Source organism: Rubrobacter tropicus, from assembly GCF_011492945.1.
Classification (GTDB): domain Bacteria; phylum Actinomycetota; class Rubrobacteria; order Rubrobacterales; family Rubrobacteraceae; genus Rubrobacter_D; species Rubrobacter_D tropicus.
Window position 1 is genome coordinate 112,345 of record NZ_CP045119.1, and the last position, 13,106, is coordinate 125,450.

General features: G+C 66.0%; 17 protein-coding genes. 13 read left to right on the top strand and 4 right to left on the bottom strand.

All coding sequences use genetic code 11. The features are described 5' to 3' along the window. Positions 1-72 precede the first annotated feature (72 nt). From purE to GBA63_RS00580, 4 genes are all read left to right on the top strand, one after another. The gene (purE, locus tag GBA63_RS00565; protein ID WP_166172482.1) at positions 73-582 is read left to right on the top strand and encodes a 5-(carboxyamino)imidazole ribonucleotide mutase; all 510 of its coding nucleotides are present in this window, start codon (positions 73-75) and stop codon (positions 580-582) included. After that, the gene (locus GBA63_RS00570) at positions 579-1,715 is read left to right on the top strand and encodes a 5-(carboxyamino)imidazole ribonucleotide synthase (RefSeq protein ID WP_166172484.1); all 1,137 of its coding nucleotides are present in this window, start codon (positions 579-581) and stop codon (positions 1,713-1,715) included. Before purE ends, GBA63_RS00570 begins: the two co-directional genes overlap by 4 nt. A gap of 106 nt (positions 1,716-1,821) precedes the next feature. Then, complete coding sequence (trxB, locus tag GBA63_RS00575; RefSeq protein ID WP_166172486.1) at positions 1,822-2,826, top strand: thioredoxin-disulfide reductase; 1,005 nt, start codon at positions 1,822-1,824, stop codon at positions 2,824-2,826. A gap of 130 nt (positions 2,827-2,956) precedes the next feature. Continuing rightward, entirely contained in the window at positions 2,957-3,397 is a 441-nt protein-coding gene (locus GBA63_RS00580; RefSeq protein WP_166172488.1) for a response regulator, read from the top strand. Between the two features lie 223 nt (positions 3,398-3,620). On the opposite strand, the gene sugE is transcribed toward GBA63_RS00580, so the two are convergent. Next, positions 3,621-3,938: a quaternary ammonium compound efflux SMR transporter SugE gene (gene sugE / locus GBA63_RS00585; RefSeq protein WP_166172490.1), complete on the bottom strand. Its 318-nt coding sequence runs from the start codon at positions 3,936-3,938 to the stop codon at positions 3,621-3,623. Further along, positions 3,935-5,650, bottom strand: coding sequence for a DNA polymerase/3'-5' exonuclease PolX (polX, locus tag GBA63_RS00590; RefSeq protein ID WP_166172492.1), 1,716 nt, complete (start codon positions 5,648-5,650; stop codon positions 3,935-3,937). The genes sugE and polX overlap by 4 nt, the downstream gene beginning before the upstream one ends. A gap of 142 nt (positions 5,651-5,792) precedes the next feature. On the opposite strand from polX, the gene GBA63_RS00595 reads away from it, so the two are divergent. The 7 genes from GBA63_RS00595 to lepB (GBA63_RS00625) all read left to right on the top strand — a co-directional run bounded on the left by GBA63_RS00595 (position 5,793) and on the right by lepB (GBA63_RS00625) (position 10,574). Then, positions 5,793-6,146, top strand: coding sequence for a response regulator (locus GBA63_RS00595; RefSeq protein WP_166172494.1), 354 nt, complete (start codon positions 5,793-5,795; stop codon positions 6,144-6,146). Positions 6,147-6,252: 106 nt separating this feature from the next. Then, entirely contained in the window at positions 6,253-6,621 is a 369-nt protein-coding gene (locus GBA63_RS00600; protein WP_166172496.1) for a hypothetical protein, read from the top strand. A 58-nt stretch (positions 6,622-6,679) separates the two neighbouring features. Continuing rightward, positions 6,680-7,408, top strand: coding sequence for a phosphatase PAP2 family protein (locus GBA63_RS00605; protein ID WP_207957000.1), 729 nt, complete (start codon positions 6,680-6,682; stop codon positions 7,406-7,408). Positions 7,409-7,450: 42 nt separating this feature from the next. Then, positions 7,451-8,065 (top strand): DedA family protein, encoded by a 615-nt coding sequence (locus GBA63_RS00610; RefSeq protein WP_166172500.1) that lies wholly within the window; start codon positions 7,451-7,453, stop codon positions 8,063-8,065. A gap of 181 nt (positions 8,066-8,246) precedes the next feature. After that, on the top strand, positions 8,247-9,044 hold the full coding sequence (locus GBA63_RS00615) for a sulfite exporter TauE/SafE family protein (protein ID WP_228282246.1): 798 nt from the start codon (positions 8,247-8,249) through the stop codon (positions 9,042-9,044). Positions 9,045-9,397: 353 nt separating this feature from the next. Continuing rightward, the gene (gene lepB, locus GBA63_RS00620; protein WP_166172504.1) at positions 9,398-9,982 is read left to right on the top strand and encodes a signal peptidase I; all 585 of its coding nucleotides are present in this window, start codon (positions 9,398-9,400) and stop codon (positions 9,980-9,982) included. A gap of 1 nt (position 9,983) precedes the next feature. Next, a complete protein-coding gene (gene lepB / locus GBA63_RS00625; RefSeq protein WP_166172506.1) occupies positions 9,984-10,574 on the top strand; it encodes a signal peptidase I in 591 nt (196 codons plus the stop codon). A 210-nt stretch (positions 10,575-10,784) separates the two neighbouring features. Here the strand turns inward: lepB (GBA63_RS00625) and GBA63_RS00630 are convergent, their stop codons facing one another. Together GBA63_RS00630 and GBA63_RS00635 are read right to left on the bottom strand one after the other, a co-directional pair. Further along, positions 10,785-11,168, bottom strand: coding sequence for a nuclear transport factor 2 family protein (locus GBA63_RS00630; protein WP_166172508.1), 384 nt, complete (start codon positions 11,166-11,168; stop codon positions 10,785-10,787). Between the two features lie 197 nt (positions 11,169-11,365). Next, the gene (locus GBA63_RS00635; protein ID WP_166179679.1) at positions 11,366-11,854 is read right to left on the bottom strand and encodes a peptidylprolyl isomerase; all 489 of its coding nucleotides are present in this window, start codon (positions 11,852-11,854) and stop codon (positions 11,366-11,368) included. A gap of 165 nt (positions 11,855-12,019) precedes the next feature. Here GBA63_RS00635 and GBA63_RS00640 point away from each other — a divergent pair, with 165 nt between their 5' ends. Next, entirely contained in the window at positions 12,020-12,316 is a 297-nt protein-coding gene (locus tag GBA63_RS00640; RefSeq protein ID WP_166172510.1) for a putative quinol monooxygenase, read from the top strand. Positions 12,317-12,369: 53 nt separating this feature from the next. Continuing rightward, on the top strand, positions 12,370-13,047 hold the full coding sequence (locus tag GBA63_RS00645) for an MBL fold metallo-hydrolase (RefSeq protein WP_166172512.1): 678 nt from the start codon (positions 12,370-12,372) through the stop codon (positions 13,045-13,047). Positions 13,048-13,106 lie beyond the last annotated feature (59 nt).

Genomic DNA, 13,106 nt, shown 5'->3' on the forward strand with positions numbered 1-13,106 from the left:
ATGTTACGTCTTTCCGGGCGGAAGAGGTCCATGGGGACGATGCGTATACTGGCCCAAAAAGCTGGGAGGGCTATGAGCGAGAGAGGACCGTCCGGGCCACTGGTCGGCGTGGTGATGGGCAGCGCGTCGGACTGGGAGACGATGCGGCACGCGGCCGAGACGCTGGAGCGCTTCGGGATACCGCACGAACGTCGCGTGGTCTCGGCCCACAGGACGCCCGACCTGATGGCGGCCTACGCAAAGGAGGCCGAAGGGCGCGGCCTGGAGGCGATCGTGGCCGGCGCGGGCGGCGCGGCGCACCTGCCCGGCATGATCGCCGCCCACACCACCGTCCCCGTGCTGGGCGTCCCGGTCGAGAGCCGGGCCCTCAAGGGCCTGGACTCCCTCCTCTCCATAGCCCAGATGCCCGCCGGCGTCCCCGTCGGCACCCTCGCCATAGGCCGCGCCGGCGCCACGAACGCCGCCCTCCTCGCCGCCGCCATCCTCGCCAACGCCCGCCCGCCTTTGCGCGAAGCCCTCCGCCGCTTCCGCGAGGAGCAGGCCGAGAAGGCGGAAGGCTCCGAATTGCCGGGTCCGGCTTGAGCGGCCCGCTACTGCCGGGCGCCACCATCGGCGTGCTCGGGAGCGGCCAGCTAGGGCGGATGCTCGCGCTCGCGGCCCGCAGGATGGGCTACAAGGTCCACGTCCTCTCCCCCGACACGGACAGCCCGGCGGGCCGGATCTCCAACCGCGAGTGGGCCTCCCCCTACGAAGACCTCGAGACTGCACGAAACTTCGCCCGCTCCGTGGACGCCGTTACTTTTGAGTTCGAGAACATCCCCCCCGAGACGGTCGAGGAACTGTCCTCCATCGTGCCGGTGAGACCGGGCCTGCGGGCGCTCACGACCACGCAGAACCGGCTCAGGGAGAAGGAGTTCCTGCGGGGCGCGGGCTTCCCCGTGGCCCCGTTCCGGGCCGTACCCGACCGGGCCTCCCTCGACACCGCTATAGAAGCTGTGGGCGTCCCGGCCGTGCTCAAGACGGCGGGCTTCGGCTACGACGGCAAGGGGCAGACGAGGATCTCCACGCCGGAAGACGCCGACGCCGCCTGGAACGGCCTCGCGGGCGAGGCCGTGCTGGAGGCGTGGGTGGACTTCGAAGCGGAACTCTCCGTCGTCGCCACCCGCGGCCTCGACGGCTCCTTCGCCCACTACGGGGCCGTGCGCAACACCCACGACCGTCACATCCTCGACCTCACCGTCGCGCCCGCCGGCATCCCGGCCGAGGTCGAAGACGAGGCGGTAAGCACGACCTTGGGCATCTTCGAAGAGCTCGAGATAGTCGGCACGTCGTGCGTCGAGTTCTTCCTGACGGGCGGGGGCAAGCTGCTCGTCAACGAAGTCGCGCCCAGGCCCCACAACTCGGGCCACTGGACCATCGAGGGCGCGGCAACCTCCCAGTTCGAGCAGCAACTCCGCGCCGTCTGCGGCCTCCCGCTCGGCGACACCCACCGCCCCGAACCGGCCGCCATGGCGAACCTCCTCGGCGACCTCTGGGCGCGCGGCGAACCAGACTGGCCCGCCGCCCTCGCCGTCCCCGGCGCCTCCCTCCACCTCTACGGCAAAAAAGAGCCCCGCCCCGGCCGCAAAATGGGTCACATAACTACCCGAGCACGAACACCCGAAGAGGCAACCCGAAGGGCCACAGAAGCAAGAGAATCGCTGACCGGGAGCTGAAACCTGATGCCCGAAGCCTCCCAATTGTGAACGTTTGACGCTTACGGTTTGCGGGATGTATTAGAATCAGGAGCGTTGTAACTTTCATACAAAGGGAGCGTGCAGGATGCCGGAGAAGTCATACGACGTCGTCATAATCGGTTCGGGGCCGGCCGGGTACACGGCGGCCCTCTACGCCGCGCGGGCGAACCTCGGGACTCTCGTCTTCCAGGGCTTCGAGAGCGGTGGGCAGCTCATGCTCACCTCCGACGTGGAGAACTACCCCGGCTACAAGGACGGCGTGCAGGGGCCCGAGATGATGGACGAGTTCGAGGAGCAGGCCGCCCGCTTCGGCGCCGAGATGCGCCCGGACAACGTCGAGAAGGTCGACTTCTCGGAGCGCCCGTTCAAGCTGTGGGCCGAGGGCGAAGAGGAGCCCGTCCTGGCGAACACCGTGGTCATCGCGACGGGCGCCCAGGCGAAGTGGCTCGGTCTCGAGAGCGAGGAGCGGCTCTTCGGCAAGGGCGTGAGCGGGTGCGCGACGTGCGACGCGTTCTTCTTCAGGGGCAAGAAGGTGGCCGTCGTCGGCGGGGGGGACACGGCGATGGAAGAGGCCGGCGTCTTGGCCAAGTTCGCCGACGAGGTGTTCCTCATACATCGGCGCGACGAGTTCAGGGCGTCCAAGATCATGCTAGAGAGGGCCGAGAAGAACGAGAAGATCACCTTCATCACCGACACGACGGTCGAGGAGATCCTGGGCGACACCACCGTCGAGGGCGTCCGCCTCAAGAACACCAAGACCGGCGAGGAGACCACCCTGGCCGTGAACGGCTTCTTCGCGGCCATCGGCCACTCGCCGGCGACCTCGCTCTTCGTGGGCCAGTTGGAGATGGACGACTCGGGCTACCTGCTCCAGAAGGAGCACACCATGACCAGCGTCCCGGGCGTCTTCGCCGCCGGCGACGTCTCCGACACCCGCTACCGGCAGGCCGTGACGGCCGCCGCCGACGGCTGCCGGGCCGCCATCGACGCCGAGCGCTGGCTCGAGGAGCAGAACGAGGCCCCCGAAGGCGCCGAAGACCCGGGCGTATGGACGGCCGAGAAGGACGTCGAGGAGAGCGTGGCCCGCTAAGATCGGCGCCGGCCAGACGAGTTACCGAGAGGGCCCCCGACGTTTTCGCCGGGGGCCCTCTCGCGGCTGGCGAAAGCCCTCCCTTGACCGCTATAATTTGCCGCTGGTTGAAGGAGCGGGAGGGCAAGGCGTGGGCGAGAAGAACATACTGCTCGTTGAGGACGACGAGGACCAGGTGATCCTGGCGATGCGCGCCCTCCGCAAGCATGGCATCGTCGCCGAGGTGGACGAGGTGGTCGTCTCGGAGACCGGCGAAGACGCCCTCGACTACATGTTCGGCACCGGTCCCTACGACGGCCGCGACGCGAACACCACCCCCGAGTTCGTACTGCTCGACGTGCACCTGCCGAAGCTGAACGGCTTGCAGGTCCTCGAACGTCTCCGGGACGACGCACGCACGCAACTCGTCCCCGTCATCCTCTTCTCCTCCTCAAACGAGCACCGGGACGTCGTCAAGGGCTACGAGCTCGGCGCCAACTCCTACGTCACCAAACCCGCAAACTTCGAGAAGTTCTCGGAGGCCATGCAGTACCTCGGCTGGTACTGGCTCAACTTCAACGAAACTCCATAGGAGTTTCGGCACGCTGCTCCCTTCGGTCGCGCTTGTCAGCCCGGCGCTTCGCGCCTTTCAGCACGCTTCGGGCCTTCGGCCCTCGCTCTCAGCCCGTCAGCTTCTTGCCGCTCAGAGCCCGACCGGGCAGCGCGCGGCGTTTCGGGTGTCGGGAGGCGTACCGCATACAGACGACCGGCTGACAGGCTGAAAGCGGAGCCCGAAGGGCGCAGCGTGCCGACTGCTACGACGAAGTTAGTCTCAAGCCCACGACGCCGGCCACGATCAGGGCAAGCGAGAGTACCTGGAGCACGTTCGCGGACTCGCCGAGGAGAAGGATGCCTATTATCGCGGTGCCGGCGGCGCCGATGCCGGTCCAGACGGCGTAGGCGGTGCCTGCCGGGAGGGATTTCATGGCGGTCGAGAGGAGGTAGAAGCTGAGGGCTCCGGCCGCCAGCATCCCGAGGGTGGGCCACAGGCGCGAGAAGCCTTCGGAGTACTTGAGGCCGAGCGCGAAGCCGATCTCGAAGACGCCGGCGATGAACAGGAGGACCCAGGTCATTGGGGCCCTTTCCCGGCTTTGAGGTACTTCTCGAATTCGTTCCACGGCATGCAGTTTATGACCCTGTCTTTCTCCACCCACGCGCGCCGGGCCTGGGAGACGCCGTATTTTATGAGGGAGAGGGCGCCCTCGTCGTGGGCGTCGGTGTCTATGGAGATCTTTACTCCGGCCTCTATCGCCTGCCTCACGTACGGGACGGAGAGGTCGAGGCGGTCGGGGTAGGAGTTGAGCTCAAGGACCGTGTCCGTGGCGGCGGCCTCCGTGATGAGGCGCGAGACGTCGACCGCGTACGGGTCGCGGCGCTCCAGGATGCGGCCCGTGGGGTGTCCTATGACCCTGACGTGGGGGTTGTTCATGGCGCGCACGATGCGCCGGGTCATCGCCTCCTCGCCGACGCCGAAGGAGGTGTGGACGGAGGCGACCACGAAGTCCAACTCCGCGAGGAGGTCGTCCTCGTAATCCAGGGTGCCGTCTTTCAGGATATCCACCTCGGAGCCGCAGAGGAGGTGGATCTCACCGTACTTCTCGTCCGCCTCCCTTACGGCCCGCATCTTTTTCTTTAGCCGATCCGGGGAGAGGCCGTTCGCCACGCGGAGGCTCTGGGAGTGGTCGCAGAAGATCAGGTACTCGTAACCCAGGGCGATGGCCGCCTCGGCCATGCTCTCTATGGTGCCCTTGCCGTCCGAGTAGTTGGTGTGGACGTGAAGGTCGCCCCGGATGTCTCCGGTCTCGATCAGGTCTGGGAGCCCGCCCTTCTCGCCAGCTTCGATCTCGCCGGCGTCCTCCCGAAGCTCGGGCGGGATGTAAGGAAGGCCGAGCCGCGAGTAGAGGTCCTCTTCCGTCGCCACGGGCTCGTACTCGCCGGTGCCGGCCGCGGCCAGGCCGTACTCGGAGATGTTTATGCCCATCTTCACGGCCCGCTCGCGCAGCACGATGTTGTGCGCCTGGCCGCCGGTGAAGTGGTGCAGCAGGGAGCCGTAGGCCTCAGGCTCCACGATGCGGAGGTCTACCTCGATCCCGTTCGTGACTATGTAGACTTTCTTCGGGCCGTGCGCGAGGACCTCGTCGGCGAACGGGGCGTCCGCGAAGGCGTCCGCGAGCGAGTCCGGGTCCGTGCTCGCGGCCACGATGTCGAGGTCGCCGATGGTCTCCTTCATGCGGCGCAGGGAGCCGGCGAGCTCCGCCTTCTCCGTGGCCGGATGAGAGCGGACGAAGTCGAGGATTCGGTTCCCGAGGGCGGTCGCCTCGTCGAGGAGCATGCGCCGCTCGTGCGAGTCGTACTTTTTGGCGGCCGAGAGGATTCGTTCCTCGCTCTTCTTGCCGAAGCCCTTCAGGGAGGAGAGACGGCCGGGCTCCAGGCTTGCAATCTCCTCCACGCTCGTCACGTCGAGCTCCCGCCAGAGGCGGCCGGCCGTGCGCGGGCCGACGCCGGGCAGGCGGGTCACTTCGACCAGGCCCGTCGGGATCTCCCCGGAGAGTTCGGCCAGGATCTCGGGCGTGCGGTCCTCGGCGAGGTCCCGGATCACCTCCGCCGTCGTACCGCCGACGTGGGGGAGCGTCGTCAGGTCCTCGACTTCCCGTACGGGACGGCCCAAAGCCCCCACCGACTCGGCGGCCCGCTGGTAGGCGAGGACCCTGTAGTACGACTCGTCCTTGATCTCCATGAGCGCGACGATGGTTTCGAGCGCCCGTACCACCTCGTTGTTCTGCAACCCGCGGACCCTCCTAGTAAGGCGTGTGTGGGGATTATACGTCGGGGAGGCGCTCCAACCGCTACGAATATCGTCCTTTTGTATGATGCCGGGGGCGGTCCGCGCTGCGAGAATAGTACCGTCGAGAGAAGGAGAGGCGGGAATGAAGCGTATCTTTTTGGCGGAAGACCACGCGGCTTTTCGCAAGGCGCTCGCCTTCATGCTGGAGCGGGAACCGCATTACGAGGTGACGGCGCAGGCCGGGACCGTGGCCGAGGCGCGCGCCTCCGACGCCGCCGCCTGTGACGTCGCCGTGATCGACCTGCTGCTCCCCGACGGGGATGGGACGGAGGTCATACGCGAGCTGCGGGCCACGAACCCCGATGCCCGGATCCTCTCCCTGAGCGTGTCGCGGGACCCTGGCCGGGCGCTCGACGCCGGGGCCGACGAGGTGCTCGGAAAGGACGCCAGCCTCTCGAGCGTCGTCGCCACCGTGCGGCGGCTCGCGGAGAACTGAACCGTACATAGCTTAAATAGACTAGGAAAAGATCGCCCGTACCCGGGACGCAGCTAGCGCCAGCCGACGATAATCTTCTCGTCATGAGAAGAAGGCACGGCACACGATGAGGCCCCGGGTCCTGCTGGCCAACGAGCCACGCTCCTACCGTCAGGCCATCGCGGGCGCCCTGCAGGCGCTGAGGCCCGACGTCGAGTTCGAGGAGATCGAACCCGAGACCCTCGACGCAGAGGTGGTCCGCCGCGGCCCCCAGCTCGTCATCTGCAGCCGCGCGACCCGCGCCGTGCAGGCCGCCGCGCCGTCCTGGGTCGAGCTCTACGCGGATTACGGGACCATCTCCTCGGTGAGCATACATCTGGAGAGAACCACGGTCGAAGGGATGGAGATCTCCGACCTGTTGCAGATCGTGGACCGCGCCGTGGCTTCCGTGATGGTGGAGGCCTCGGAGAACGGGTTTCGGGCGGCGGGAGGGTAGGAACTCTTCGAGGCGCTTCGCCCCGTCCCAGATCCCCGGGTGGTACTAGAATCCTCTAGTGCTCGGAGCTTCGACAAGGGCTTTCAGAGAGTTGCGGCGGGTGGCGGCCGACCGGCTGACGGTTGCCGCGGCCGTCTGGCTGGTCGTGGGGCTCTCGGTCTCGGCGTTCGTGGTGTGGGGCTTCGCGGAGATCACGGAAGAGGTCATAGAGGGGGAGAGCCGCGCCTTCGACCGGGCGGTCCTTCTCTGGATCGAGGCGAACGTCCCGGCCTGGCTGGACGGCCCGATGCGCGCCGTAACGACCCTGGGCTACTACCGGATCGTGCTCCCCCTCCTCGCCGTTACGGCCGCGCTGTTTTACTTCGTCAGGTGGAGGCTCTCGGCCGTGCTGCTCCTCGTCTCGACCGCCGGCGGCATCTTTCTGACCACCGTGCTCAAGGGCGTCTTCAGGCGGGCGCGGCCCGAGATCATAGACTCGGGTTACACGGCCGGCTTCTACTCGTTCCCGAGCGGCCACGCGACGGTCGCCGTCGGTTTCTACGGGGCGCTTACCCTGATCCTGGCCTACAGGTCGCGCGGCCTGGCCCGCTGGGCCGTGGTCTCCCTCGGGATCGTGCTCGTTCTGTCTATCGGGTTCTCCAGGCTCTACCTCGGCGTCCACTACCCGACGGACGTGATCGCGGGCTTCCTCGCGGCCCCCCTCTGGCTCGTCAGCGTCGGCACGGTCTACGTCTTGTGGCTCTCGGCGCGCAGGCTCCGGGCCGCGGAATGGCGGAGGGAGGGTTAGCCGGCGGTGGAAATCGGGCCGATGAGGTGTTAGCGTCCCCCCGTGCTCGAAGCGATCCTCGCACCGCTCATACACTTCGTAACGGAGACCATCGGCGGCTACGGCGTGCCGGCGGTCTTCGTTCTGATGCTGCTGGAGAGCATGGGGATCCTGATCCCCTCAGAGGCCATCTCACCCTTCGCCGGCTACCTGGTCTCCGAGGGCCGCATGACGCTCTTCGCCGCCGTCACGGCCGGGGTGCTCGGGAACCTGGTCGGCTCGTGGGTCGCGTACTTTATAGGGCTGTGGGGCGGTCGCGAGCTGTGGTTCCGCTACGGCAGGTACGTCGGCGTGCGGGCGCACCACCTGGACGTAGCCGAGAAGTGGTTCGACCGCTACGGCGAGCTCACGGTCTTCGTCTCCCGCTGCCTGCCCGTCGTGCGCACGTTCATCTCCTTCCCGGCCGGGACCGCGAAGATGAACCTCACGAAGTTCTCCGTCTACACGCTGCTCGGCTGTATCCCGTGGGTCTTCGCGCTGACGTACCTCGGGTACGTGCTCGGGGAGAACTGGGAGAGGATCGGGGACTTCCTCCACTACCTGGACTACGCGGTCGCCGTCGCGTTCATCGTCGGCGTGGTCTACGTCATCTGGCGCTGGCGCTCCTCGCGGAAATAGCTGTCAGCTGTCAGCCTTCAGCTATCAGCTGGTGCAAAGGCCTGACGCCGGGGACGATCCCTCCGCGAGACGTATGAGCAATCGGCCCGCCCTTTCGTGGCGCTCCGCGATCCCTGCAAAAGCCGAAAGCTGACAGCTAAAGGCTGACAGCTATTTCTTCAACCTCCGCTAGAATGTGGCGGTGGACTCTCTCCAGCAAATCCTCGCCGACCTCGATTACGTGGAGTACGCGGCCCTCGGCGTCATAGGCGTCGTCGGCGGCATCCTCTCCGGGCTGGTAGGGGTGGGTGGCGGGATCGTGTTCGTGCCTGGGCTCGTGTACGCGGCGGGGTGGGAGATCCAGGAGGCCGTCGCCGCGAGCCTGGTCATAATCGTCTTCAGCTCCCTCTCGGGCACCATCCGCAACGCCAAAAGCGACGACCCCGTCGACTGGAGGACCGCCGGTATCCTGTCTTTGACCGTGGCGCCCTCGTCCCTGATCGGGGTGGCGATAAGCCGCGTCTCGCCGGAGACGGTAGTCCAGATCTCCTTCGCAGTCCTCCTGATAGCGCTCGCGTACCCCACGGCCAAAGGCAGGGGAGACCTGAATCCCGGCAAGAGGGTGGCGCTTCCCCTGGTCTTTCTCGCGGGGATCTTTATAGGGGCCCTGTCCGGGCTGGTGGGGGTCGGGGGCGGGGTCATGATGGTACCCCTCATGGTGCTCGGGATGGGGCTCGGCACGAAGAGGGCGGTCTCGACGAGCCTCGCGGTCGTGATGACCACGGGCATCATCGGGGCGGCGGGGTACATCGCGACGGGTTTCAGGGACCCTGAGCAACTTTTGAGCCTGCCGCCGCTCATCGTCGGGTCGATGATCGGGGCGCCCCTGGGCGTGCGTCTTCGGGACTGGATGCCCGAGGCCAAGCTGCGGGCCGGGTTCGGGGTCTTCATGGTGATCGTGGCCCTTCGACTCTTTTCCGAGGCGTTCGGCCTGTTCTAGAGCGGCTTGCAGAACGATCGAACCCATCGCGAGTATATAGGGTTCTCAGGCTTTCAGGTTCTTAGGCTCTTAGGGATGGAGGGTCGAGGCTTGCCCGGGGTTTCGTGACGCACCCCTTACAGCGGCTTGCGTGAAGGCTTCAGGCTACAGGAAAACCCGGAAGCCTAGCAGCGGTTTGCATTAGGACTGGGCCTTGAGGTTTTTGGGTTCTTGGGGATGGGTCTTGCCTTGGGTTTCGTGGCGCGCCCCTTTAAACCTAGGTGCCTCGAAGCCTTACGAACATCGAGGTTCTTTCCTTCTGCGAGCCGCTGTAGTTCGACGGTTTACGCCGGCGTGCGTTATTCTTAGTTCTCATGCCCGAAACGCCTTACTACGAAGACGATCATTTCCGGACCTCGGAAGGCGAACGCCCGAGCCGCAAGAAAAAGGGCGGCGGCGTCATCGAGTACCTGGTCATCCTGCTCGTCTCCTTCGCGCTCGTCTTCGGTTTCGTGCGGCCTTTCGTGGTCGAGGCGTTCTGGATACCTTCGGGGAGCATGATCCCGACGCTCGAGATCAACGACAGGGTCCTCGTAAACAAGTTCATCTACCGCTTCACCGAACCGAAACCGGGAGACATCGTCGTCTTCCAGAGCGTCGACGACAAGGACACGGACCTGATAAAGCGCGTGGTCGCCGTCGCCGGCGACAGGGTGTCGGTTCGAAACGGCCGCCTCTTCGTCGACGGCAAACCCCGGGAAGAACCCTTCACGAACAAGAAGTTCCCCGACAGGAGCTTCTTCGCCCCGGTAACGGTACCCAAAGGCCACGTCTTCGTGATGGGGGACAACAGGGCCAACTCGTCCGACTCCCGCGTCTTCGGGCCGCTCCCGAAAAAGAACATAGAGGGCGAGGCCTTCCTACGCTTCTGGCCGCTGGACAGGATCGGGCCGCTCTAGCTTGAACGGGGAGCGAGAGGCCCGAACCCGCCGGATCAACCCGACGCTAAAAGCCCTCCTCGAGATCCCGGCAATAGCCCTGATCTCCTTCGCGCTCGTCTTCGGCTTCGTCCGCCCCGTCGTCGCCGCCCCCTTCTACGTGGGCTCCGCGAGCATGGAGCCCACGCTGCACGGTTGCAAGGGATGCGCCAACGACCGGCTGCTCATAAACAAGCTCGCCTACGACGTAAGGGCCCCGAAACGGGGCGACATAGCCCTCTTCGAGGACCAGCAGGGAGGCGAAGACCCCCTGATAAAACGTGTAGTCGGCCTCCCCGGAGACAGACTGCGACTGCGAGAAGGAGAGCTCTACATAAACGGCGACCCCCTCGAAGAACCGTACGTAAAGAACGACCCCTGCAAGCCCGGCTACCCGAAGACCTGCTCCTTCGGCCCCGTAACCGTCCCCGAGAACCACTACTTCATGATGGGCGACAACCGGACGAACTCGATCGACTCCCGCTTCTTCGGCCCCGTCCCAGAAGAAGACGTCATCGGCGAAGCCCTCGTCCGCTTCTGGCCGCCCGCCAGGGCCGGGGGCCCTGGCAGCTAGTCAGCCGGTCAGCACTTCAGCCTGTCAGCCAGGTCGTCTGTGAGCGATACGTCTTCCGACAACCCAAACGCTGCGTCAAGCGCGGCCCGGTAGGACCGTGAGCGGCAAGAAGCTGACGGGCTGAAAGCGAGGGCCGCGGAGCGGGCCGATGCGTGCTGAGAGCGGAAGCCGAAGGCTGAAGCGTGCTGAAAGCCCGCGAAGCGGGCGTGCTTAACGAACCACCTGGTTCGTTACGGTGCGGGGGTCGAAGTAGGCGCGGAAGCGGCTTACCTTGCCGTCCTCTATCTCCAGGAGGCTGACGCCGTCGTAGGAGACGTCCCTGCCGTTGGCGTCGCCCGAGGTGGTCCATTCGAGGGCGGCGTGACCGTCTTCGTCGGCGAAGACGTTGCGGAACTCGCTCTTCATGCTGCCGAAGGTGTCGCGGTAGCTCGTCCAGAACTCGCGCAGGCCGTCGTGGCCCGAGAAGGTCTTGGGGACCGCCACGTTGCCGACGTCGCAGTCCTCGGTGTGGACCTCGACGAGGGCTCCGACGTCCCTGTCTTCTTCGAGCTTCCACAGGGCTTCCACGAATTTATCCGCGACTTCCTTGGACATGCGACTCCCCTCGTGCGGGTTACGGTCTGCGACGAGGGTAGCGCTTACCCGTGGGCGCGGGCTGTAAATCCGCACCCACAGGCAAAGCTACAAAACGGCTGCAAAGAGTCGAGCCCACTGAACGGGACACCGACGAGGCCAAAAAGCTGAAAGCCGATCGCTGAAAGCCGCCGGCGCGGTTCGTCGCGCGAACCGCCCTAGCCCTTCGGCACTTCTTCGATCTCGACGCGCTCGACGGTCTCGCCCGGCTCCCGGTCGCGCTGGGGGTCGCGCTCCTTTATGGAGTTCACGACTTCCATCCCTTCGACGACCTCGCCGAAGACGGCGTGCCGACCGTCTAGCCAGGGCGTCGCCACGTGCGTTATGAAGAACTGCGAGCCGCCCGTGTTCGGGCCGGCGTTCGCCATCGAGAGGACGCCGGGCTTGTCGTGACGAAGCTCGGGGTGGAACTCGTCCGGGATCCTGTACCCCGGACCGCCGGTGCCAGTCCCCGTCGGGTCCCCGCCCTGGACCATGAAGTCCTTTATGACCCGGTGGAACGTCGTCCCGTCGAAGTACCCGTCTTGGGCCAGGAAGACGAAGTTGTTGACCGTCTCGGGGGCCTCCTCGGCGAAGAGGCGTACCCTCACGGTTCCGTTGCCCGTGGCGAAGATCGCGTGGTAGTCGTAGCCCGGCTTGAGCGCCATCTCGGGCGGCCGGTCGTAGCTCTTCTCGGTCATCCTGCCTCCTCGGTCAGTTGGAACCACACATGCTACCCGAAGTCCGCCCGATAACCAGCCGGGCCGCCGATTGACGGGTTCTGGCGAGGATGCCATACTGCGCGCCGGATCGTTGGGAGAAGGAGGGGAGCGGTGGATCGGCTAACCATTATCGCCAAGCTGAAGGCCAAAAGCGGCGCCGAGGACCGGCTCTTCGAGGAGTGCCGCAAGCTCGTCGGGCCTACCCTGGCCGAGGAGGGATGCATGAACTATGACATGCACCGCTCCGTCGAGGACCCGGGACTGATCATGTTCTACGAGAACTGGACGAACCGGCCCCTGTGGGAGAAGCACATGGAGTCCCCGCACCTGCAGGAGTTCTCGGCCAACACCGACGGCATAGTCGAGGTGTGGGAGCTCTTCCAGGGCGAGAAGGTGGAGGGCGCCTGATCTCCGTCTTCGGGCCCCCGTAACGCCGCGATGATCCCAACGGAAGGACGCCAGTGAAGATCACGTTCTACGCCCACGCCAGCTTCCGCCTGGAGGCCGACGGGCTCTCCGTCGTAACAGACCCCTACACGCCGGGTCCCGGGGGCTCGAATTTCGACCCGATAGACGAGCCGGCGGACCTCGTGATCATGTCCTCGGCCACCGACTCCTTCCACTCCGACCCGGGCCACGTGCGCGGCGACCCCACGGTCGTGAACGCGCTGGAGTTGCCCCCGGAAGGAAAAGAAGTGCTTGGCCTCCATATCCGCCCGTTCCCCGCCATGGAGAGCATGACCTTCGACTTCGGGCGCGACCCCGACGCGAACGCCCTGTACCTGTTCACGCTAGGGGGCCTGCGCGTGCTTCACATGGGCGACATCGGGAACCCCGTCCCGGAGGCGCACCTCGACGCGCTGGCCGGGAACGTGGACGTGCTCTTCGCGCTCACCGGCGCCCACGCGACGATCTCGCTCGAAGACCTCGACGCGGCCATAGCCGCCATCGGCCCGCGCGTGGTGATCCCGATGCACTACTTCAGCCCACGGGGCGTGCTCGAGATCGAGCCCGTCGAGACCTTCCTCGAACGCTGCCCGGCCGACGCCGTGACCAGGGTCGGCGGACCCGAGCTCGAACTGACGCCCGAGACCCTGCCCGACTCGCTCCACGTCTACGTGCTTGAGCAATCGCGCTGATCTAGCCGTAGCTCCCCCTGTTGGCGTCTCAGGCGGTGGTCAAAACTCCCCCGACTCCC

Coding starts and splice junctions, on each gene's coding strand:
- purE (WP_166172482.1), top strand. CDS start 73: ATGAGCGAGAGAGGACCGTCCGGGCCACTGGTCGGCGTGGTGATGGGC.
- trxB (WP_166172486.1), top strand. CDS start 1,822: ATGCCGGAGAAGTCATACGACGTCGTCATAATCGGTTCGGGGCCGGCC.
- sugE (WP_166172490.1), bottom strand. CDS start 3,938: ATGACCTGGGTCCTCCTGTTCATCGCCGGCGTCTTCGAGATCGGCTTC.
- GBA63_RS00595 (WP_166172494.1), top strand. CDS start 5,793: ATGAAGCGTATCTTTTTGGCGGAAGACCACGCGGCTTTTCGCAAGGCG.
- GBA63_RS00600 (WP_166172496.1), top strand. CDS start 6,253: ATGAGGCCCCGGGTCCTGCTGGCCAACGAGCCACGCTCCTACCGTCAG.
- lepB (WP_166172504.1), top strand. CDS start 9,398: ATGCCCGAAACGCCTTACTACGAAGACGATCATTTCCGGACCTCGGAA.
- GBA63_RS00630 (WP_166172508.1), bottom strand. CDS start 11,168: ATGTCCAAGGAAGTCGCGGATAAATTCGTGGAAGCCCTGTGGAAGCTC.
- GBA63_RS00635 (WP_166179679.1), bottom strand. CDS start 11,854: ATGGCGCTCAAGCCGGGCTACGACTACCACGCGATCTTCGCCACGGGC.